This window comes from Klebsiella sp. KE9456, from assembly GCF_043832615.1.
In the GTDB taxonomy this organism is placed as follows: Bacteria; Pseudomonadota; Gammaproteobacteria; order Enterobacterales; family Enterobacteriaceae; genus Klebsiella; species Klebsiella indica.
In genome coordinates this window covers 1-20,333 of record NZ_JBDYQK010000038.1, presented here as the reverse complement: position 1 = coordinate 20,333, position 20,333 = coordinate 1, and the positions used below count along the sequence as shown (strand labels likewise).

Genomic DNA, 20,333 nt, shown 5'->3' with positions numbered 1-20,333 from the left:
TGTAATTGAAATCGATACGTAAAACGGTAAGTCTGACATAAATGACCGCTATGAGCACTGCAATTACTCGACAGATTGTTCTCGATACTGAAACCACCGGTATGAATCAGATTGGTGTGCACTATGAGGGGCACAAGATAATCGAGATCGGCGCAGTGGAGGTAATCAACCGTCGCCTGACCGGGAATAACTTCCATGTCTATTTAAAGCCGGATCGACTGGTGGATCCTGAAGCGTTTGGCGTCCACGGTATTGCGGACGAATTTCTTATGGATAAGCCCGTGTTTGCTGATGTTGTCGATGAATTCCTCGATTACATTCGCGGTGCGGAGCTGGTCATCCATAACGCATCGTTCGATATCGGCTTTATGGACTATGAGTTCGCTAAACTGAACCGCGGAATTCCGAAAACGGATACGTTTTGCAAAGTTACCGATAGCCTCGCCCTGGCGCGAAAAATGTTTCCCGGCAAGCGTAACAGTCTTGATGCGCTGTGCTCGCGATATGAAATAGATAACAGTAAACGAACGCTGCACGGCGCATTGCTCGATGCCCAGATCCTGGCCGATGTCTATCTGATGATGACCGGCGGTCAGACCACCATGGCTTTTTCAATGGAAGGAGAAGAGCAGCAGCAGGCCGGAGAAATGGGGATACAGCGTCTTGTTCGTGCTGCCAGTAAACTTCGCGTGATTTATGCCTCCGATGAAGAGCTGGTTAATCATGAATCACGGCTCGATTTGGTACAAAAGAAAGGCGGCAACTGCCTGTGGCGGGCCTGACGCGTTGTTAAATGTATTAAAAATAGTCTGGCGGGCGATTTTTGCAGCAAGCAATTATAAAATGAAGAAAAAGCGTTGACGCCGTAGAGGGGAATCCGTAATATTCGCCTCGTTCCCAAGGGGACAGTATGTGGAGCGGTAGTTCAGTCGGTTAGAATACCTGCCTGTCACGCAGGGGGTCGCGGGTTCGAGTCCCGTCCGTTCCGCCACATTTCATCAGAGTGTTTCAAACATTCTGATTTAAGAACCGCACAATTTATATTGTGCGGTTTTTTTCGTCCTGAATCGTTGTTCGGATTGCTGATTTCCCCTATCTCAAAGCCTGCTGTGATAATCGCAGGCAGCACCAACAGGACGAACGCGGCTTTGTTATAAAAAACCCTGATTCATCAGGTCTGAAATATTAAGCATCCCACATACTTTTCTTTCCCGGTCGACAACAGGTAAGGCGGTGACCGAAGAGGGGTGCTTTTGCTGCATTTTCCGCAAAGCGACTTCAACCAGTTCATTTTCAAATACCCATTCCGGGGAGTGAGTCATCACCTCGCTGATCGGATCGGTCAAATGTAAATTGTTATACATCACATAACGACGAATATCTCCGTCGGTGACGATGCCGATTAATTTCTGCTGTTTGTTGATGACAGAAGCCGCACCAGTTTTGCTGGATGTCATGGCGAATAAAACATCGAGAATAGTGGTCGTCGGCTGAACGGCACAGCAATCTTTCGCGGATTTCATCACGTCCCTGACGTAGGTCAACAGGCGTTTTCCCAGTGAGCCGCCCGGATGATAAAAGGCAAAATCCTCTTTGTTGAATTTTCGGATTTGCATCAGGATAACGGCGAGGGTAGCCTCGCCGTTTGATATGCCGATCGGCACTTTCATGCTCTGGAGCATGCTGGTGGCGATCCCGGTAACTCTCTGTGGTTTTCTGTATACCACATGGTTGGGCAAACGCATTTATATCGTGCCGATGGCTGATGACGAAGGCTTTTTAAGGGAGCGCTTGCTACCGGAAGCGATCGACATGCAGGAAGATGAGAAACTGCCAAGGGTAACGGTTTCATTCGCGCCATTGTTGGTGCCGATAGTGTTAATCCTGGCGGCTACTTTTTGTCGCGAAACCGGAATAGCGGAGAGCCAGGCAGGAGTGTGGCAGGGGGCGCAGTGGCAATGATCACCGCAGCCAGCATTACTGCGCCGATGATCGGTACACTTGGTGTCGATCCCGTGATCGCTGGTCTTGGATGTACAGTAGGATCATTTATGTTTTCTTACTTTAATGATGCTTACTTCTGGGTGGTAAACCGTTCACTTGGCGTAACTGAAGTGCAGGAGCAAATTCGGGTATGGAGCATCACTACCACCATTCTGTGGGCTGTCGGTTCTGTCACGTTATTGATTGTTAACGCTGTATTTTTCTGAGCACTGGCTATTTGCGATAGACAAAAAAACAAAGAGGGGGAAAGGCGTGGTTTTCCCTCTTTATCAGCCATCTCAAAGTGTTCCGCTCTCCCTTTGGCTATTGGGTTATTCCAGCCTGAAAGGATCGGCATCCTGCCAGGCCGGGAACTTTTCACGATACTCATTAAGCGCGGTTAACGATAGCTCCGCATCAAGACGGGTCGCCTGATGCGGTTCTGCGGTAGCAATAATTTCCCCTTGCGGGGTAATGATCCGACTATCGCCACGGTAATGATGGCCGTTGCCGTCGGTACCGACGCGATTGCAGCCCGCAACATAGGCCTGATTTTCGATTGCTCTGGCAAGCAGTAGCGATTGCCAGTGTATCGAGCGTGGGGCAGGCCAGTTAGCCACATAAAGTGCTAAATCGTAGTCATTACGGTTGCGCGACCACACGGGAAAGCGCAGGTCGTAACATACCAGCGGCAGGATTCTCCAGCCGCGCCATTCAAAAATCACCCGCTGGTTACCGGCCTCGTAATGATGATGTTCATCCGCCATGCGGAACAGATGCCGTTTATCATAGAAATAGGTTTTACCATCAGGTTCAACCAACAAAAATCGGTTAACAGCCCCGCGTTCTGTTTGCAGCGCCGCACTGCCGGCAATCAACGCATTAGCCTCCGTGGCTTTTGCTTCCATCCAGGCAACCACTTCCTCTTGCGATAACGAGCGCCCGGCCGCCTCCATGGCGAAACCCGTCGTGAACATTTCAGGTAAAACAATGACATCACGCCCGGTAATCCCCTCCAGTTGACGATCGAAATGGCGCAGATTGGCGGGACCATCCATCCATACCAGTGGTTGTTGTAAAAGAGTGATTTTCAGTCCGGGCACAGTGGTGAACTCCAGTATGATGAGATGAATAATAATGACTTTAACACCATATCAGCCGGTGGATAGCTCGCGGAATATTTTGCAAAAAAAATGATAAGTCTGGAAATGTATTATGGCCGTTCGCCAGCAAAAAAGAGGCGGGGAATGCCCGCCTCGGTCGTGATGTTGTTATGTTCTGCTTTCTAAGCGGCCTCAATTTCGCGTACTTTCTCTGCTGGCTTTACCGGACGTGTCGCCAGCGCATCTGGCGCAAAATCGTCAACGTTAATACTGCGCAGACGACTTCTTTCGGCACGCAGCAGAATATCCGCTTCGTCCTGATTGATGAATCCTTTTGCCAGCGCGTTATGGGCCAGATCATCAAGACGAGTAAACGACAGATTTTTGCCTGACTCTTTGCAGATGCGCTGATGGATCGGCTCCGCTGCGATAACATCGAGCAACGCCTCTTCCAGCAGGCCGACTGGGTTATGCTCGCTCGGCGTCAGATACTGACCACGGCCGATACGCGAACGGGTCGCGCTCGGAACTTGCAGTATTTTCGCCACTTTGTGATCCAGCTTGTCTGATGGCGCCTGATAATGACGGCCTGTAGGGAAGATAGCCACGCGAAGCACACCGGCCACCAGCCGATTTGGGAAATTGACCAGCAGATCGTCAATCGCCTGCTCAGCCTGATACAGCGCATCCTGCACGCCCCAGTGAACCAGTGGCAAATCGGCTTCATTACGCCCTTCATCGTCATAACGTTTCAGGGTCGCAGAGGCCATGTAGAGCTGGCTCAGCACATCGCCGAGACGGGCGGAAATTCGCTCTCGACGCTTCAGGCTACCGCCCAGTACAGCCATTGAGACATCTGACAACAGAGCCAGGTTGGCGCTCAGGCGATTCATATGCTGGTAGTAGCGACGGGTGACATCTCGGGTCGGCGAACTGCTGGTGAGACCGCGGGTCAGGCCCAGCCAGAAACTGCGCACTTTGTTACTGCCCACGTGGCCGATATGTTTAAACAGCAGCTTATCGAAAGCGTTAAGATCGTTATTCTGCGCAGCTGCCATTTCATCCAATACATAAGGATGACAACGGATGGCCCCCTGGCCGAAGATCATCATGCTGCGCGTAAGTATATTCGCCCCTTCTACGGTGATTGCTATCGGTGCGCCCTGGTAGGCGCGCGCCAGGAAATTACTGGTGCCGAGCATAATGCCTTTACCGCCGGTAATATCCATTGCGTCAATAATCGAACGCTGACCGCGGTGAGTGCAGTGATACTTCACAATCGCCGAAAGCACCGCCGGTTTTTCGCCAAGCATAATACCGCTGGTAATCAGCGAAGCCGCGGCATCCATCACGTAGGCGTTACCAGCGATTCTCGCCAGCGGTTCCTCAATCCCTTCCATTTTTCCGATAGAGATTTTGAACTGGCGGCGAATATGCGCGTAGGCGCCGGTAGCCATGGCGACGGATTTCAGGCCGCCCGTGGCGTTTGACGGCAAAGTGATGCCACGGCCCACGGATAAGCATTCCACCAGCATCCGCCACCCCTGGCCGGCCATCGACGGGCCGCCAATAATGTAGTCGATGGGAACGAAAATATCTTTCCCCTGGGTCGGCCCATTCTGGAACGGAACGTTCAGCGGGAAATGGCGGCGTCCGATTTCAACGCCCGGCGTGGTTGTCGGGATCAGGGCGCAGGTGATACCAGGCTCTTCTTCCTCCCCCAGCAGATGATCGGGATCGGAGAGTTTAAACGCCAGCCCCAGTACCGTGGCGATTGGCGCCAGCGTGATGTAGCGTTTGTTCCAGGTCAGGCGCATACCCAGCACCTGTTCGCCGTGCCATTCGCCCATGCAAACCACGCCGGTATCCGGAATGGCCCCTGCATCGGAGCCTGCTTCCGGACTGGTTAGCGCGAAACACGGAATTTCCTGACCGCTTGCCAGACGAGGCAAATAGTGATTCTTCTGTTCTTCAGTACCGTAATGTTGCAGCAGCTCTCCGGGGCCTAATGAATTAGGCACACCAACGGTAATCGCCAGAATCCCTGAGACGCCCGACAGTTTTTGCAGCACGCGAGCCTGGGCATAAGCGGAAAACGCCAGGCCGCCGTACTCTTTTTTTATGATCATCGCGAAGAAACGATGCTTTTTCAGATAAGCCCAAAGTTCCGGCGGCAGATCGGCCATTTCATGGGTAATGGCGAAATCATTCGCCATCCGGCAGGCTTCTTCTACAGGACCATCAATAAAGGCCTGTTCTTCGGCGGTCAGGCGCGGTTGCGGATAATTGTGCAACTTTTGCCAGTCGGGGTTACCACGAAACAGGTCGCCCTCCCACCATGTGGTTCCGGCATCGATGGCTTCTTTCTCTGTACGCGACATGGGTGGCATGACTTTGCGGAAAGCGCGGAAAGCCGGGGCTGAAATCATCGACTTGCGCATTGGTGCCAGGTTGAACGGCAACAGAATGATGGCCAGTGGGATCAACAGCCAGATATTCCATAACCCGGCGACGCTGAGTGCAGCGGTCCAGACAAGCAAAATTGTACTACTGAGCAGCAGAGTGATTCGGTGATAGAAGAGCGCGCCGAGTAAAACAACGGTTGCAACAATACTCAAAATCATCATAGAAAAGGCTCCCTGTCTTGTAGGAGGTCTGACCACTTGTAATGATATGGTTGTAGTGGATGTCATTTGATTTAGCAACGTGTTTACAAAATAATTACAACGGTGCTCACATTGTTGTATGTAAAAGCGGCACATAAAATCAAAGGGACAAGGGATCAGAGTGTCTGCTGCTTCTCGCTGCGACGGCTATCCGGTAAACTGCCTGGGTTATCCCACAAATACTGAAGGATTATCCTCATGTACCAGGATCTTATTCGTAACGAACTGAACGAAGCCGCCGAAACGCTGGCTAATTTTCTGCAGGATGAAGCTAATATTCATGCGATTCAGCGTGCAGCGGTGCTGCTGGCGGATAGCTTTAAGGCTGGCGGTAAAGTGCTTTCCTGCGGGAACGGCGGTTCGCACTGCGATGCGATGCATTTTGCGGAAGAACTGACCGGGCGCTATCGGGAAAATCGCCCGGGCTATCCGGCCATTGCGATTTCAGATGTAAGCCATCTCTCTTGTGTGAGCAATGATTTTGGTTATGAATATGTTTTCTCTCGCTATGTCGAATCGGTTGGCCGTATGGGCGACGTGTTACTGGGGATTTCCACTTCCGGTAACTCCGGTAACGTTATTAAAGCGATTGAAGCTGCCCGTGCTCAGGGGATGAAAGTAATTACTCTGACCGGTAAGGATGGCGGTAAAATGGCGGGAACTGCCGATGTTGAAATACGCGTACCGCATTTTGGCTACGCCGATCGCATTCAGGAAATCCATATTAAAGTGATTCATATCCTGATTATGCTAATCGAAAAAGAGATGGTTAAGGCGTAAAAGGCTATCTTGTTAGCCATTTTGTACGCCAGCGGGCCTCCCAAAGCGTTGCCGCATTTTGGGGGCCGCTTGCGGTGGCCCGGAGAAGGCGAGCGTAGCGAGTCAAATCCTCCGGTATATTAAGTTCGCCCGGTTTTTGCGCGCTGGTCGGTGTTCAGACTGACTGCACCAATAACGCCTTTTCTGTTTCAGTTGTGTTGTATGAGGTGATGTATGTGCGAATTGCTCGGGATGAGCGCGAATGTGCCAACAGATATTTGCTTTAGTTTTACTGGACTGGTTCAGCGTGGTGGCGGAACCGGACCGCATAAAGATGGCTGGGGCATTACCTTCTATGAAGGTAAAGGTTGTCGCACATTTAAAGATCCGCAGCCTAGCTTTCAGTCGCCGATTGCGAAGCTGGTGCAGGAGTATCCTATCAAGTCTTGCTCGGTCATCGCCCATATTCGCCAGGCTAACCGCGGTGTCGTTGCGCTTGAAAATACCCATCCCTTTACCCGCGAACTGTGGGGGCGCAACTGGACTTATGCGCATAACGGTCAACTGACAGGCTATGAGTCCCTGGAGACGGGAAATCTGCATCCGATTGGTGAGACTGACAGCGAAAAAGCCTTTTGCTGGTTGTTGCACAGCATAACCGAGCGTTATCCAAAAATGCCGGATGATAGGGTTGAGGTTTTCAGGTTTATTGCCACCCTGGCGGGCGAGCTGCGTGAGAAAGGCGTATTTAATATGCTGCTATCCGATGGCCGCTACATTATGGCGTTTTGCTCAACTAATTTGTACTGGATTACGCGACGGGCACCATTCGGCGTAGCGACATTGCTGGATCAGGATGTAGAAATTGACTTTCAACGCGAGACCACGCCGAATGATGTGGTCTCCGTTATCGCTACTCAGCCGCTCACCGGCAATGAAACCTGGCATAAAATTATGCCGGGCGAATGGGCGTTATTTCGCCTCGGAGAGCGTGTAGTTTGAGGCAAGTTGCGGCTGAACAACGTCGTGGCTGAGCGGTTTGCTCACCACGTAGCGGCCATTGACGACGGAAACCACAGGCGGCTTATGCGTCTGCTGGAAGTAGTCATACCCGGGTTTCAGCTGTTTCCAGAAATCGGCAAAATAGGAGTACTTGTGACGCGCCATGTTGGCATCGGTCATGCGGAAAGGATATATGCTCACCTGAACGCTGGGCTGGCCGAAGACTAACGCGCCGGTGACGAACTGGAAAATCTCATCAATGCTGGCATCCGTCATGGCATAACAGCCGACGGATACGCAAGCTCCGTGGATCATCAGGTATTTACCTTCATAACCATGTGCGCGGTCGTAAGCGTTTGGGAAGCCGATATTGATAGCTTTATAGAAACGGCTGTCAGGTTTTAGCTGGCTGCGGGTAACGGTATAGAACCCTTCGGGGCTCTTAAAATCGCCCTGACGCTGTTTGGGACCAAGACCGCCGGAGTAGTTACAGATTCGGTAGCTATCAAGAAGCTGCCAGGTTTCGCCCATTTTGACGTAAAGATCGAGCGTGCGCTCTTCTTTAAAGATCTCAATGTAGACCGGTGAGCCCATTAATTGCTGCTTATATTCTTTGCTCATCGGCGTTGTCGAGCTATTACTGCTGAGTAGCCCTGCGAATGACACGCATGGCAACAGGAGCATCGCAATAAAAAATGCGATTTTGCGCATACTACTTGTTCCTTGATAAAACAAACAACCACATTGCCAGGACGGCAAAAGAGACCCGAAATCAGAGTTTTCTGGAGTTAGAACGCTCACATTAGCATCACGGCAGTTTTTCGCAAGCACGATATGCTACGTTTACATTTTAGTTTTTCGTTACAGCCCATTTCACGGTAAAACACAGCCTGAACTTTGCGTAATAGCTCGCATTTTAGAATGACTTAATGGCAGTTTGTCTACAGGCTTCGCTCATAAAATGTTACACTTGACCCGCTAAACCATCAGGGTAAGAAGGGATGCTTCTCTCCCGTCATATGAATCACCTGGACTATGGTGTTCTTTTTTCTCTTATTTTCCATCACTGATGTTGGCTCTGGCACGATGTCGGAGTTTAGGTTACGGGATACCTGCTAACGATATGATTAAAATCACGAAAGGGCTGAATTTGCCCATAGCTGGCATGCCATCACAGCAAATTTTTTCGAAGAGCGCTGCCAGACATGTTGCTCTGTTAGGGGAAGAGTATGTCGGCATGCGTCCCTCTATGGCTGTGCAAGAGGGCGATCGGGTCCAGAAAGGGCAACTCCTGTTTGAAGATAAAAAGGCACCTGGGGTGCGCTTTACTGCCCCCGCCAGCGGTATCGTCAGCGCTATACATCGCGGCGAGCGGCGGGTTCTGCAATCGGTGGTTATCGAAGTAAATGGCGATGATGCCGTCCATTTCCCCCGTTTTGACTTAGCCGAACTTGCTGGATTAACCCGTGAGAGCGTGCAGAGACAACTGCTGGAGTCCGGACAGTGGACGGCGTTCCGTACCCGTCCTTTCAGTAAAACCCCCGTACCGGGCAGCGTGCCGGCGGCTATTTTCGTTAACGCGATGGATACGAACCCACTGGCGGCCGAACCTCAGCCAATCATATTGCTGCAGCGTGAGGCTTTTGATGCCGGTCTGACTCTGCTGACGCGGCTGACTGACGGTAAAGTCCATGTGTGTCAGGCCAGCGGCGGCAAGCTTGGCGGGCATCCCAGCGGGCAAGTGGCATTCAACCAGTTTGCCGGGCCGCATCCGGCCGGACTGGTGGGGACGCATATCCATTTTATCGAGCCTGTCAGCCTGAAAAAACAGGTCTGGCATCTCAACTATCAGGATGTTATCGCCATTGGGAAATTATTCCTCGAAGGGGAATTGTACAGCGAACGCATCATCTCTCTCGGCGGCCCACAGGTCAAAGAACCTCGTCTGGTGCGAACCTGCTTAGGCGCCTGCCTTGATGAACTACTGGCAGATGAATTGCTGAATGATGAAAACCGCGTCATTTCCGGTTCAGTCCTTAGCGGAACTCACGCGTGTGGGCCTCATGCTTTTCTTGGGCGCTTTCATTTACAGGTCAGCGTGGTGAAAGAGGGGCGTGAGAAGGAGCTGTTCGGCTGGGTGATGCCGGGGAAAGATAAATTCTCCATCACCCGCACCACCTTTGGCCATTTCCTCAGGCATAAACTGTTCAACTTCTCGACCAATACTCACGGTGGAGAGCGCGCGATGGTGCCAATTGGCAACTATGAGCGCGTGATGCCGCTGGATATCCTGCCAACAATGTTGCTGCGTGATTTGCTGGCAGGCGATACCGATAGCGCTCAAGCGCTGGGTTGTCTGGAGCTGGATGAAGAAGACCTGGCGCTTTGCACCTATGTCTGCCCCGGCAAGTATGAATATGGCCCGGTATTGCGCAGTGTGTTAACCCGAATTGAGCAGGAAGGATAAGGATGGGCTTAAAGAAACTGTTCGAAAAACTTGAGCCGCACTTTATGCCGGGTGGCAAGCTGGAGAAATACTACCCGCTGTTCGAAGCGACGGCGACGTTGTTTTACACTCCGGGGCAGGTGACGCGCGGTGCGGCGCATGTCAGAGATGCCATCGATTTGAAGCGGATGATGATTCTGGTCTGGTTCGCGGTGTTCCCGGCGATGTTCTGGGGAATGTATAACGTTGGCCAGCAGACCATTCCGGCGCTGTATAAGCTATATGGCGCCGAACAACTACCGCAGGTTATCGCCGGGAACTGGCACTACAGCATTGCGCAGTGGCTGGGGGTTAGCTTCACCGCTGATGCCGGTTGGCTCAGTATGATGGCGCTGGGAGCGATATTCTTCCTGCCTATCTACATCACCGTGTTTGTTGTCGGCGGATTCTGGGAAGTTCTCTTCGCTATCGTGCGTAAACACGAAGTCAATGAAGGCTTTTTTGTTACCTCAATTCTGTTTGCTCTGATTGTTCCGCCATCGTTGCCGCTCTGGCAGGCCGCACTTGGAATTTCATTTGGGGTTGTCATTGCAAAGGAAATCTTTGGGGGAACCGGACGTAATTTCCTTAACCCTGCTCTTGCGGGACGTGCGTTTTTGTTCTTCGCTTATCCGGCACAGATTTCCGGCGATCTGGTGTGGACCGCTGCTGATGGCTTTTCCGGCGCGACACCGCTATCTCAGTGGGCGAGTGGCGGTGGTGAATCGCTGGTTAACGCTGCTACCGGTCAGCCGGTGAGCTGGATGGACGCCTTTCTGGGGAATATACCGGGCTCGATTGGCGAAGTTTCGACGCTGATGATTCTGATTGGCGGTGCAATCATTATCTTTGGTCGCGTGGCCTCCTGGCGCATTGTCGCCGGGGTCCTGATCGGTATGGTTGCTACCGCGACGCTGTTTAATTTCATTGGTTCTGATACCAATCCGCTGTTTGCTATGCCGTGGTACTGGCATCTGGTGCTCGGCGGTTTTGCTTTCGGCATGATGTTTATGGCGACAGATCCGGTATCGGCGTCGTTTACGGATAAAGGTAAATGGAGCTATGGCCTGCTGATTGGCGTGATGTGCGTACTGATTCGGGTGGTCAATCCGGCTTATCCGGAAGGGATGATGCTGGCGATCCTTTTCGCCAACCTCTTTGCGCCGCTATTCGATTACCTGGTGGTGCGGGCCAATATTAAGCGGAGGAAGTTGCGTGGCTGAGCATAAAAGTAACGATAGCATCGGCAAAACGCTGCTGGTGGTGCTGGTGCTTTGCCTGGTCTGCTCCATCGTGGTTGCCGGTTCTGCCGTGGGGTTGAAATCGCGCCAGCAAGAACAGCGCGCTCTGGATAAACAGCGAAATATTCTGTCGGTTGCTGGTCTGATGACGCCGGGGATGGATGAAGATAACATCGCTGACGTCTTTAACGCCCGAATTTCTCCGCGATTAGTCGATTTATCCACCGGTGAATTGCTGGATAAAGATCCGGGCAAGTTCAATCAGTCCCTGGCGCTGAAAGATCCACAGCAGAGCATCCAACTGGCGGCCAGCCAGGATCCTGCCGGCATCAAACGCCGCAGTAATATTGTCGAAATTTATCTGGTGCGCGATGAAAAGCAGCGGATCCAGGAAATAGTGCTGCCGATTTACGGTAACGGTCTGTGGTCGGTAATGTATGCCTTCGTGGCACTGGAAACAGATGGACGTACGCTCAAAGGGGTTACCTGGTACGATCATGGCGAAACCCCAGGTTTGGGGGGAGAAATAGAAAACCCGAACTGGCGTCAGCAGTTTGTTGGTAAGCAGGTACTCAATGATAAAGGTATGCCTGCGCTGAGAATCGTAAAAGGCGGGGCGCGCCCTGGCGATATACACGCGGTTGATGGGTTGTCAGGCGCAACACTCACCTCGAATGGTGTACAGCATAGTTTTGATTTCTGGATGGGGGAACTGGGCTTTGGGCCATTCCTGCATAAAGTGCGCGAGGGGGAGCTGAATAATGGCTGATTTGGTCGATACGAAAGAAATGAAGCGTGTGCTGGTGGGGCCGCTTCTCGCGAATAACCCTATCACGCTGCAGGTTCTTGGCGTTTGTTCTGCGCTGGCGGTGACCACCAAACTGGAAACTGCTTTCGTTATGACTGTCGCGGTGACGCTGGTTACGGCATTTTCCAGCATGTTTATCTCGATGATCCGTCATCACATACCGAATAGTGTGCGCATTATTGTGCAGATGGCGATTATCGCCTCGCTGGTCATTGTGGTTGACCAGTTGCTGCGCGCTTTTGCTTATGAGATCTCCAAACAACTGTCTGTATTTGTCGGGCTTATTATCACTAACTGTATTGTGATGGGGCGAGCGGAAGCCTATGCCATGAAGTCACCGCCGTTAGCGAGCTTTCTGGACGGTATTGGCAATGGCCTGGGGTATGGCGCGATTCTGATGATTGTCGGTTTCCTGCGTGAACTTATTGGTACTGGCAAGCTGTTTGGAATAACGGTTATGGAGACGGTGCAGAACGGCGGCTGGTATCAGCCAAATGGCCTGTTTCTTTTGGCGCCGAGCGCGTTCTTCATTATCGGTTTGTTGATCTGGGCCGTGCGCAGCTGGAAGCCTGAGCAGCAGGAAAAGGAGTAACCGATTATGGCTCATTACATTAGCCTGTTTGTCCGCGCTGTGTTTGTGGAAAACATGGCTCTGGCCTTCTTTCTGGGAATGTGTACGTTTCTTGCGGTATCGAAAAAGGTCTCGACCGCGTTTGGCCTTGGGCTGACGGTTACCGTGGTGCTTGGATTGTCGGTACCGATTAATAATCTGGTGTATAACCTGGTGCTGCGCGACGGCGCACTGGTGGAAGGCGTCGACTTAAGTTTCCTTAACTTTATCACTTTTATTGGTGTTATTGCGGCGCTGGTACAGATCCTGGAGATGATCCTCGATAAGTATTTCCCGGCGCTCTATAACGCGTTGGGGATCTTCTTACCGTTAATTGCCGTTAACTGTGCGATTTTTGGCGGCGTTTCTTTCATGGTCCAGCGTGACTATAACTTCACTGAATCCATCGTTTACGGCTTCGGCTCAGGCATTGGCTGGATGCTGGCGATTGTGGCGATGGCGGGCATCCGTGAAAAAATGAAGTACGCGAACGTGCCTGCTGGTTTGCGTGGGTTAGGGATCACCTTTATTACCACGGGTCTGATGGCGCTGGGCTTTATGTCATTTTCCGGTGTGCAGCTATAAGGGCGGAAAGTATGGAAATTATTCTTGGCGTAGTGATGTTCACGCTGATCGTCCTGGTGCTATCGGGGCTGATACTTGCTGCGCGTGCAAAGCTGGTGAATGCGGGCGATGTGGTCATTGAAATCAACAACGAAGCGGATAAGCAGATTCGTACTCCTGCGGGGGATAAGCTCCTGAATACGCTCTCCAGCAACGGTATTTTCGTCTCATCAGCCTGCGGTGGCGGCGGTTCATGCGGTCAGTGTCGGGTGATGGTGAAAGAAGGCGGCGGCGATATACTGCCAACCGAACTCTCTCATATCTCCAAACGTGAGGCGAGAGAAGGTTGCCGCCTGGCTTGCCAGGTCGCGGTAAAGCAAAATATGAAAATCGAGCTGCCGGAAGAGATTTTTGGGGTTAAAAAGTGGCAGTGCGAGGTAATCTCCAACGATAACAAAGCCACTTTTATCAAAGAGCTGAAGCTGCGTGTACCGGACGGTGATGAGGTGCCATTCCGCGCAGGCGGCTATATTCAGATTGAGTGTCCGTCACATAAGGTGGCGTATGCCGATTTTGATATCCCGAACGAATACCGGGATGACTGGGAAAAGTTTAATCTTTTCCGCTACGTTTCCGAGGTGAAAGAACCCACGTTGCGCGCCTATTCGATGGCCAACTATCCGCAAGAGAAAGGCATCATTATGCTCAACGTGCGTATTGCGACGCCGCCGCCGCAAGTGCCGGACGCACCGCCGGGTATTATGTCTTCCTATATCTGGTCACTGAAAGCTGGCGATAAAGTTACGATTTCCGGGCCGTTTGGCGAATTTTTTGCCAAAGAGACCAATGCAGAGATGGTGTTTATCGGCGGTGGGGCAGGGATGGCACCAATGCGCTCACATATTTTTGATCAGCTCAAACGACTGCGCAGCACGCGTAAAATTAGTTTCTGGTATGGTGCGCGCTCCCTGCGCGAGATGTTCTACGGCGAAGAATTTGAACAGCTGGCGCGGGATAATCCAAATTTTACCTTCCATGTGGCACTCTCCGATCCGCTGGAGGAAGATAACTGGACCGGGTATACCGGTTTTATCCATAACGTCCTGTATGAAAATTACCTTCGCGATCATCCGGCGCCGGAAGACTGTGAATTTTATATGTGTGGCCCACCGGTTATGAACGCCGCGGTGATTAAAATGCTCAAAGATCTGGGCGTTGAGGATGAAAACATCATGCTGGACGATTTTGGAGGCTGATGATGCTGACGATTTTTGTGGCGACCTTTGTTATTTTTGCGCTGGTTATTCTGGGAATGTCGCTGGGATACCTGATCAAGCGCAAGAGCATTCAGGGGAGCTGTGGCGGGATCGCCTCGCTGGGGATGGAAAAAGTCTGCGACTGCCCTGAGCCCTGTGATGCGCGTAAAAAACGCATTGCTCTTGAGTCGCAGCGTCAGCAAAAGCGCATTCTCTAGTCTCTTCCGTTCCCTTAACCCGGTCAGTCATAGCGACGCCGGGTTATTCACCCCATGATATCCCTCGCCTCTTACAATGCCTCCCTTCTCAATGACCTGATTTATGCTGTATACTTATACAGTTGTGAGTGAGGGTTAACTATGCGCAAAATCATCCATGTTGATATGGACTGTTTCTTCGCGGCGGTTGAAATGCGTGACAACCCGACCCTGCGCGATATTCCTGTTGCTATTGGCGGTAGCCGGGTGCAGCGCGGCGTCATCAGTACGGCCAACTATCCGGCGCGTAAATACGGCGTGCGCAGCGCCATGCCGACCGCCACCGCCCTCAAGCTTTGCCCGCATTTGACCTTGCTGCCCGGCCGTTTTGACGCTTACAAAGAGGCATCGAATCATATCCGGGAGATTTTTTCCCGCTATACCTCGTTAATTGAACCGTTATCGCTGGACGAAGCCTATCTTGATGTTAGCGACAGCGTTCATTGCCAGGGATCCGCGACACGGATGGCGCAGGAGATCCGTGAGACAATTCAGCGCGAGTTAAATTTGACCGCTTCCGCCGGGGTTGCACCAGTAAAATTTCTTGCCAAAATCGCCTCGGATCTGAACAAACCCAACGGTCAGTTTGTCATCGCACCACATCAGGTCGCAGAATTTGTCAAAACATTGCCGTTATCGAAGATCCCGGGTGTTGGTAGAGTTTCAGCAGCGAAGCTGGAAAGCATGGGGTTACGAACCTGCGAAGATGTGCAGAAGAGCGATCTGGCGATGTTGCTTAAGCGTTTTGGTAAATTCGGTCGGATATTATGGGAGCGCAGCCATGGGATCGATGAACGAGAAATCAGCAGCGAGCGGCAGCGTAAATCGATTGGTGTGGAACGTACTCTGGCGGAGGATATCCATCAGTGGGATCTGTGCCAGTCGATTATTGAGAGTCTCTATCCGGAACTGGAACGACGTCTGGCGAAGGTAAAACCCGATTTGCTGATCGCTCGTCAAGGGATCAAACTAAAATTTAACGATTTCCAGCTCACCACGCAGGAACATGTCTGGCCCCGGTTAAATAAAGATGATTTGATCGCTACCGCCTATAAAACCTGGCATGAGCGGCGGGGAGGGAGAGGAGTCAGGCTGGTGGGGCTGCACGTGACGTTACTTGATCCGCAGCTTGAGAGACAACTGGTGCTGGGACTGTAATGATGCCAACCATCAGGCTTTACACAGAAGAGGATTTCCCGGTGCTGTGCGCGATATTTTTCCACGCGGTGAATGGATTACCCACTTTCGTATGGAAAAAATGTGGGACGGGAACGGTAGATTCGCGCGGAAGAGATCCGGCGGCGTGTAACCGCCGGATTATCGCTTACTTAGCCGGAATGGCTTTCAGCAGTTCTGTCAGCAGCGTCCAGTACTGACCAACGCTTTCGATATGAACCTGTTCGTCCGGGGAGTGAGGGCCGGTAATGGTTGGGCCGATAGACACCATATCCATCTCCGGATACGGTTTTTTGAACAAGCCGCATTCCAGGCCTGCGTGGATTATCTGGATGTTCGGCGTCTTGTTGAACAGACGCTGATAGGTTTCACGCACCAGATGCATTACCGGAGAGTTGGCATCCGGTTGCCAGCCCGGATAGGCGCCTTTGGCTTCGGTTTTCGCCCCAGCCAGCTTGCCCAGAGAATCCAGCATGCTCACGACATAATCTTTACCGCTATCGATCAACGAACGAATCAGGCAATGAATCTGTACGTTGTCGCTGGTCATCGTGACGACGCCGACGTTCAGAGAGGTTTCTACCACGCCTTTTGCCACGTCAGAGTTACGGATGACGCCGTTCGGCGTCGCATTAAGAAGGCGGACAAAGCTATCGCGGGATTGTGTCGTCAGCGCAGCCTGGTCGTTAGCGACCGGTTCCAGCAGCACCAGCAGATTTTTCTCTTTGGCCGCCAGTTCGTTTTTCAGGACCTGCTGATAATCATTGACCCGTGCTTTCAGGGCCTCTGTTTTATCCGCGGCTACAGCCAGGCTGGCAAAGGCTTCACGTGGGATCGCGTTACGCAGCGTACCACCGTTGAAATCGACCAGACGCAGATCCAGATCCGCAGCATGATCTGCCAGGAAGCGTGCCAGCAGTTTGTTGGCATTACCTAAACCGAGATGAATTTCACCGCCTGAGTGGCCACCCTTCAGGCCTTTTAGCGTCAGCTTAACGCTCTGGAAACCGGCCGGAATGGCCTCGCGGGTCAGCGGCAGATCGGAGGTGAAATCGATCCCTCCCGCACAGCCCATGTAGATTTCACCTTCTTCTTCGGAGTCGGTATTAATCAGAATATCCGCCTGCAACCAGTTAGCCTGCAGACCAAACGCACCATCCATACCGGCTTCTTCCGTCATGGTCAGCAGCACTTCCAGCGGACCGTGAGCCACGTTGTCGTCAGCCAGTACCGCCAGCGAGGACGCCATGCCGATACCGTTATCCGCGCCGAGCGTGGTGCCGCGTGCTTTGACCCATTCACCGTCGATATAGGGTTGAATCGGGTCTTTAGTAAAGTCATGAACAGTATCGTTATTTTTTTGCGGCACCATATCAAGGTGCGCCTGCAGTACGACCGGCTTGCGGTTTTCCATACCGGCAGTGGCGCCTTTACGAAGCAGTATGTTGCCAACCTTGTCGCGTTCCGCGTGTATGCCTTTTTCTTTTGCCCAGCCCATAATGTGCTCAGCAAGCTGTTCTTCGTGGTAGGAAGGGTGGGGAATGGAGCATATTTTGGCAAAAATATCCCATAACGGTTGTGGGGATAATTGAGACAGTTCAGACACGAGTAAGTCTCCTTACAATCATCTGCAAAAGTCATTTGCAGATCGGGGGTTAGCAATTAAATACACTACAAGCTCAGGCTTGCGCGATGCGGTTGAGAATACCACTTTCCGTGTACTCTGGTAGCGTAAACCACGTAAAAAGCGTTGCCGTATCCGCTTAACGCTGGTTTTTAGCGCGTCAGATCTCTATAATCTCGCGCAACCATTTCCCCATCGAACATTATTTAAGCCGTATTACACAGGCTGGGACACTTCACATGAGCGAAAAATACGTCGTCACCTGGGACATGTTGCAGATTCACGCCCGCAAACTGGCAACCCGTCTGCTGCCGGTTGAACAGTGGAAAGGCATTATTGCCGTTAGCCGTGGAGGTCTGGTACCGGGAGCCCTGTTGGCGCGTGAGCTGGGTATTCGTCATGTTGATACCGTTTGCATTTCAAGTTATGACCATGATAACCAGCGTGAACTGAAAGTACTGAAACGTGCAGAAGGCGACGGAGAAGGCTTCATCGTTATTGATGACCTGGTCGATACCGGAGGCACCGCTGTGGCCATCCGTGAAATGTACCCTAAAGCGCATTTTGTTACCATCTTTGCAAAACCGGCGGGTCGTCCTCTGGTTGATGATTATATTGTTGATATTCCACAAGATACCTGGATTGAACAGCCGTGGGATATGGGCGTCGTGTTTGTACCGCCTATTGCAGGCCGTTAATTTTTCAATACATGCTAATGACCACGCCCGGTTTTGCCGGGCGTGGTTTTTTTTACCTTTGTGCAGGTTACAATAGCTTCAGTGGCAACATGATGGAGACTGCGCATGTCCCAGGATAACCTTAGCGAAACGCTGTTTAAACCCCGATTCAAACATCCGGAAACCTCTACGCTGGTACGTCGGTTTAATACAGGGCTGCAGCAGCCTGTCCAGTCCGCGTTGAGCGGTAATAATGTTGATCGCTGGTATCGGTTGATTAACCGCTTGATGTGGATCTGGCGTGGCGTTACGCCACAGGAGATCCTTGATGTGCAGGCGCGTATCGTGATGAGCGATGCGGAACGCACCGATCCGGAGCTTTACGATACGGTGATCGGCTACCGCGGCGGCAACTGGATCTTTGAGTGGTCCAGACAGGCGATGGACTGGCAACAGAAGGCAGGTCAGGAAGAGGATCTCCTGATGAGCGGGCGTCACTGGCTGCATGCGGCAAACCTGTACAGTATTGCCGCCTATCCGCACATTAAAGGCGATGAACTGGCTGAACAGGCGCAGGTGCTGGCATACCGGGCATATGAGGAAGCGGCTCAACGATTGCCGGGCAAGCTGCGCGAGCTGGAATTCTCCATCCCCGGCGGCGCGCCGATCACGGGGTTCTTGCATATGCCTCCTGGCGAGGGGCCTTTCCCGACGGTATTGATGTGCGGTGGGCTTGACGCACTCCAGACGGATTATTACAACCTGTATGAGCACTACTTTGCGCCACTGGGTATTGCCATGCTGACCGTGGATATGCCCTCAATTGGCTTCTCATCAAAATGTAAGCTGACTCAGGATACCAGTATGCTGCATCAGTATGTCCTGCAGCATCTGTCAAATGTCCCCTGGATCGATCATACACGAGTCGCTGCATTTGGTTTCCGCTTTGGGGCGAATATTGCCGTACGGCTGGGCTATCTTGAATCCCGGCGTCTGAAGGCCGTCGCCTGTCTGGGGCCGGTGGTGCATGAGCTGTTGGTTGACCCGCTGCATCAGGGGCGGGTGCCGGAAATGTATCTTGATGTTTTTGCTTCGCGTCTGGGAATGCATGATGCCTCTGACGAGGCGCTGCGTGTGGAACTGAACCGCTATTCGTTAAAGATCCAGGGATTGCTGGGGCGCCGTTGTCCAACCCCGATGCTTTCAGGTTTCTGGAAAGACGATCCGTTTAGTCCGGAAGAAGAGTCGCGTTTAATTACCTCTTCATCGACAGATGGCAAGCTACTGGAGATTCCGTTTAATCCGGTTTATCGTAATTTCGATCACGCTCTGCGGCAGATTGCTCGCTGGATTAGTTATAGATTCAGTTAATATATTGCGAAATTCTATTGATTTGATAACGTCATTGTATCACTAAAGGAGATCGCAATGACGTTACCGAGTGGACACCTGAAGAGTAAGCTGATTAAGAAATTCACGGCTCTTGGCCCTTATATCCGTGAAGAGCAGTGTGAAGATAACCGCTTCTTTTTCGATTGCCTGGCAGTTTGCGTCAATGTTAAACCCGTGCCGGAAAAGCGTGAGTTCTGGGGATGGTGGATGGAAATGGAAGCAGAGGCTTCTCGTTTCACTTATAGCTATCAGTTTGGTTTATTTGATAAAGAGGGGAAATGGCGCCCGGTTGCCATCGACGATCCTGAAGTCAGTGAAAAACTCGCAAAGACGCTACGCGATTTTCACGAACGAGCCGAGGCGCTGCTGGCGACATTTAGCCTTAAACTTGAGCCAGCCGACGATTTTAGCGAACCGGTTAAGCTTCGGGCCTAATCTTAATCTGAATTATCAATTTTATCGCCAGTAGATAAATCCACGCCTCAGTAGCGTAATGCTGGTCAGTTAAGGGGTGTCAGTTGCGTTTATGGCTGGCTGAGCGGTTCTGTCGATCAGTGGTTCTGGCGAGCATGACGCATTTTTCGTTTTCACCCATTCAGATTTCGTGGTCTGTTCCGTTCACGATAAATACGCGGATATTCGTTATATCCACAGCGTGTGAACGGGCAGGGGGACGTTTCGCCCGTCCCCCTGCACCCCCGGCATGGCGCTGAAAACCTGCCGCTGCGCG

General features: G+C 51.9%; 21 protein-coding genes and 1 tRNA gene. 17 read left to right on the top strand and 5 right to left on the bottom strand.

Features of this window, described 5'->3' with window-relative positions; all coding sequences use genetic code 11:
- Positions 1–50: 50 nt before the first annotated feature.
- Positions 51–782, top strand: a complete 732-nt coding sequence (gene dnaQ / locus ABK821_RS23935; RefSeq protein WP_206665984.1) for a DNA polymerase III subunit epsilon — start codon at positions 51–53, stop codon at positions 780–782.
- Positions 783–914: 132 nt separating this feature from the next.
- Positions 915–991: transfer RNA gene (locus tag ABK821_RS23930), tRNA-Asp, on the top strand.
- A gap of 160 nt (positions 992–1,151) precedes the next feature.
- On the opposite strand, the gene ABK821_RS23925 is transcribed toward ABK821_RS23930, so the two are convergent.
- Entirely contained in the window at positions 1,152–1,682 is a 531-nt protein-coding gene (locus tag ABK821_RS23925) for a CBS domain-containing protein (RefSeq protein WP_343179071.1), read from the bottom strand.
- On the opposite strand from ABK821_RS23925, the gene ABK821_RS23920 reads away from it, so the two are divergent.
- A complete protein-coding gene (locus ABK821_RS23920) occupies positions 1,669–1,962 on the top strand; it encodes a GntP family permease (RefSeq protein WP_241675666.1) in 294 nt (97 codons plus the stop codon). The two genes, ABK821_RS23925 and ABK821_RS23920, sit on opposite strands and share 14 nt — an antisense overlap.
- A complete protein-coding gene (locus tag ABK821_RS23915) occupies positions 1,959–2,210 on the top strand; it encodes a GntP family permease (protein WP_241675669.1) in 252 nt (83 codons plus the stop codon). The genes ABK821_RS23920 and ABK821_RS23915 overlap by 4 nt, the downstream gene beginning before the upstream one ends.
- Before the next feature lie 105 nt (positions 2,211–2,315).
- Here ABK821_RS23915 and ABK821_RS23910 read toward each other — a convergent pair whose 3' ends face one another.
- Both ABK821_RS23910 and fadE read right to left on the bottom strand, forming a co-directional pair.
- Positions 2,316–3,086 (bottom strand): amidohydrolase, encoded by a 771-nt coding sequence (locus tag ABK821_RS23910; protein ID WP_138363003.1) that lies wholly within the window; start codon positions 3,084–3,086, stop codon positions 2,316–2,318.
- 182 nt (positions 3,087–3,268) lie between these two features.
- The gene (gene fadE / locus ABK821_RS23905) at positions 3,269–5,713 is read right to left on the bottom strand and encodes an acyl-CoA dehydrogenase FadE (RefSeq protein WP_138363004.1); all 2,445 of its coding nucleotides are present in this window, start codon (positions 5,711–5,713) and stop codon (positions 3,269–3,271) included.
- Between the two features lie 237 nt (positions 5,714–5,950).
- On the opposite strand from fadE, the gene lpcA reads away from it, so the two are divergent.
- Together lpcA and ABK821_RS23895 are read left to right on the top strand one after the other, a co-directional pair.
- The gene (lpcA, locus tag ABK821_RS23900) at positions 5,951–6,532 is read left to right on the top strand and encodes a D-sedoheptulose 7-phosphate isomerase (RefSeq protein ID WP_138363005.1); all 582 of its coding nucleotides are present in this window, start codon (positions 5,951–5,953) and stop codon (positions 6,530–6,532) included.
- Positions 6,533–6,745: 213 nt separating this feature from the next.
- On the top strand, positions 6,746–7,513 hold the full coding sequence (locus ABK821_RS23895; RefSeq protein ID WP_138363006.1) for a class II glutamine amidotransferase: 768 nt from the start codon (positions 6,746–6,748) through the stop codon (positions 7,511–7,513).
- Here ABK821_RS23895 and dpaA read toward each other — a convergent pair.
- Entirely contained in the window at positions 7,484–8,224 is a 741-nt protein-coding gene (gene dpaA, locus ABK821_RS23890; protein WP_138363007.1) for a peptidoglycan meso-diaminopimelic acid protein amidase, read from the bottom strand. The two genes, ABK821_RS23895 and dpaA, sit on opposite strands and share 30 nt — an antisense overlap.
- A 412-nt stretch (positions 8,225–8,636) precedes the next feature.
- Between dpaA and ABK821_RS23885 the strand changes: the two genes are divergently transcribed.
- The 8 genes from ABK821_RS23885 to dinB all read left to right on the top strand — a co-directional run bounded on the left by ABK821_RS23885 (position 8,637) and on the right by dinB (position 15,892).
- Positions 8,637–9,980, top strand: coding sequence for a Na(+)-translocating NADH-quinone reductase subunit A (locus ABK821_RS23885; protein ID WP_138363008.1), 1,344 nt, complete (start codon positions 8,637–8,639; stop codon positions 9,978–9,980).
- A 2-nt stretch (positions 9,981–9,982) separates the two neighbouring features.
- A complete protein-coding gene (locus ABK821_RS23880; RefSeq protein WP_138363009.1) occupies positions 9,983–11,221 on the top strand; it encodes an NADH:ubiquinone reductase (Na(+)-transporting) subunit B in 1,239 nt (412 codons plus the stop codon).
- Positions 11,214–12,008 carry a Na(+)-translocating NADH-quinone reductase subunit C gene (locus ABK821_RS23875; RefSeq protein WP_138363010.1) on the top strand — a complete coding sequence of 265 codons (795 nt, stop codon included), beginning with the start codon at positions 11,214–11,216 and terminating at the stop codon, positions 12,006–12,008. The genes ABK821_RS23880 and ABK821_RS23875 overlap by 8 nt, the downstream gene beginning before the upstream one ends.
- Entirely contained in the window at positions 12,001–12,639 is a 639-nt protein-coding gene (locus tag ABK821_RS23870; RefSeq protein ID WP_138363011.1) for an NADH:ubiquinone reductase (Na(+)-transporting) subunit D, read from the top strand. The genes ABK821_RS23875 and ABK821_RS23870 overlap by 8 nt, the downstream gene beginning before the upstream one ends.
- A 6-nt stretch (positions 12,640–12,645) precedes the next feature.
- Positions 12,646–13,242 carry an NADH:ubiquinone reductase (Na(+)-transporting) subunit E gene (gene nqrE / locus ABK821_RS23865; RefSeq protein ID WP_138363012.1) on the top strand — a complete coding sequence of 199 codons (597 nt, stop codon included), beginning with the start codon at positions 12,646–12,648 and terminating at the stop codon, positions 13,240–13,242.
- Positions 13,243–13,253: 11 nt separating this feature from the next.
- Positions 13,254–14,477 carry an NADH:ubiquinone reductase (Na(+)-transporting) subunit F gene (nqrF, locus tag ABK821_RS23860; RefSeq protein ID WP_138363013.1) on the top strand — a complete coding sequence of 408 codons (1,224 nt, stop codon included), beginning with the start codon at positions 13,254–13,256 and terminating at the stop codon, positions 14,475–14,477.
- A 2-nt stretch (positions 14,478–14,479) separates the two neighbouring features.
- Complete coding sequence (gene nqrM, locus ABK821_RS23855) at positions 14,480–14,695, top strand: (Na+)-NQR maturation NqrM (RefSeq protein ID WP_171034948.1); 216 nt, start codon at positions 14,480–14,482, stop codon at positions 14,693–14,695.
- A gap of 141 nt (positions 14,696–14,836) precedes the next feature.
- On the top strand, positions 14,837–15,892 hold the full coding sequence (gene dinB, locus ABK821_RS23850) for a DNA polymerase IV (protein WP_138363015.1): 1,056 nt from the start codon (positions 14,837–14,839) through the stop codon (positions 15,890–15,892).
- A 166-nt stretch (positions 15,893–16,058) separates the two neighbouring features.
- On the opposite strand, the gene pepD is transcribed toward dinB, so the two are convergent.
- Positions 16,059–17,516, bottom strand: a complete 1,458-nt coding sequence (gene pepD, locus ABK821_RS23845; RefSeq protein ID WP_343179069.1) for a cytosol nonspecific dipeptidase — start codon at positions 17,514–17,516, stop codon at positions 16,059–16,061.
- A gap of 257 nt (positions 17,517–17,773) precedes the next feature.
- Here pepD and gpt point away from each other — a divergent pair, with 257 nt between their 5' ends.
- From gpt to crl, 3 genes are all read left to right on the top strand, one after another.
- A complete protein-coding gene (gpt, locus tag ABK821_RS23840; RefSeq protein ID WP_138363017.1) occupies positions 17,774–18,232 on the top strand; it encodes a xanthine phosphoribosyltransferase in 459 nt (152 codons plus the stop codon).
- A 105-nt stretch (positions 18,233–18,337) separates the two neighbouring features.
- Positions 18,338–19,582, top strand: coding sequence for an esterase FrsA (gene frsA / locus ABK821_RS23835; protein ID WP_138363018.1), 1,245 nt, complete (start codon positions 18,338–18,340; stop codon positions 19,580–19,582).
- 57 nt (positions 19,583–19,639) lie between these two features.
- Positions 19,640–20,038 (top strand): sigma factor-binding protein Crl, encoded by a 399-nt coding sequence (crl, locus tag ABK821_RS23830; RefSeq protein ID WP_308561132.1) that lies wholly within the window; start codon positions 19,640–19,642, stop codon positions 20,036–20,038.
- Positions 20,039–20,333 lie beyond the last annotated feature (295 nt).

Excerpts from the sequence above, each read along its gene's own strand:
- fadE (WP_138363004.1), bottom strand. The coding sequence starts at position 5,713 with ATGATGATTTTGAGTATTGTTGCAACCGTTGTTTTACTCGGCGCGCTC.
- dpaA (WP_138363007.1), bottom strand. The coding sequence starts at position 8,224 with ATGCGCAAAATCGCATTTTTTATTGCGATGCTCCTGTTGCCATGCGTG.
- gpt (WP_138363017.1), top strand. The coding sequence starts at position 17,774 with ATGAGCGAAAAATACGTCGTCACCTGGGACATGTTGCAGATTCACGCC.
- crl (WP_308561132.1), top strand. The coding sequence starts at position 19,640 with ATGACGTTACCGAGTGGACACCTGAAGAGTAAGCTGATTAAGAAATTC.
- lpcA (WP_138363005.1), top strand. The coding sequence starts at position 5,951 with ATGTACCAGGATCTTATTCGTAACGAACTGAACGAAGCCGCCGAAACG.
- ABK821_RS23925 (WP_343179071.1), bottom strand. The coding sequence starts at position 1,682 with ATGCTCCAGAGCATGAAAGTGCCGATCGGCATATCAAACGGCGAGGCT.
- dnaQ (WP_206665984.1), top strand. The coding sequence starts at position 51 with ATGAGCACTGCAATTACTCGACAGATTGTTCTCGATACTGAAACCACC.
- frsA (WP_138363018.1), top strand. The coding sequence starts at position 18,338 with ATGTCCCAGGATAACCTTAGCGAAACGCTGTTTAAACCCCGATTCAAA.
- ABK821_RS23895 (WP_138363006.1), top strand. The coding sequence starts at position 6,746 with ATGTGCGAATTGCTCGGGATGAGCGCGAATGTGCCAACAGATATTTGC.
- nqrE (WP_138363012.1), top strand. The coding sequence starts at position 12,646 with ATGGCTCATTACATTAGCCTGTTTGTCCGCGCTGTGTTTGTGGAAAAC.
- ABK821_RS23885 (WP_138363008.1), top strand. The coding sequence starts at position 8,637 with ATGATTAAAATCACGAAAGGGCTGAATTTGCCCATAGCTGGCATGCCA.
- nqrF (WP_138363013.1), top strand. The coding sequence starts at position 13,254 with ATGGAAATTATTCTTGGCGTAGTGATGTTCACGCTGATCGTCCTGGTG.
- ABK821_RS23915 (WP_241675669.1), top strand. The coding sequence starts at position 1,959 with ATGATCACCGCAGCCAGCATTACTGCGCCGATGATCGGTACACTTGGT.
- ABK821_RS23920 (WP_241675666.1), top strand. The coding sequence starts at position 1,669 with ATGCTCTGGAGCATGCTGGTGGCGATCCCGGTAACTCTCTGTGGTTTT.
- nqrM (WP_171034948.1), top strand. The coding sequence starts at position 14,480 with ATGCTGACGATTTTTGTGGCGACCTTTGTTATTTTTGCGCTGGTTATT.
- ABK821_RS23880 (WP_138363009.1), top strand. The coding sequence starts at position 9,983 with ATGGGCTTAAAGAAACTGTTCGAAAAACTTGAGCCGCACTTTATGCCG.
- ABK821_RS23870 (WP_138363011.1), top strand. The coding sequence starts at position 12,001 with ATGGCTGATTTGGTCGATACGAAAGAAATGAAGCGTGTGCTGGTGGGG.
- dinB (WP_138363015.1), top strand. The coding sequence starts at position 14,837 with ATGCGCAAAATCATCCATGTTGATATGGACTGTTTCTTCGCGGCGGTT.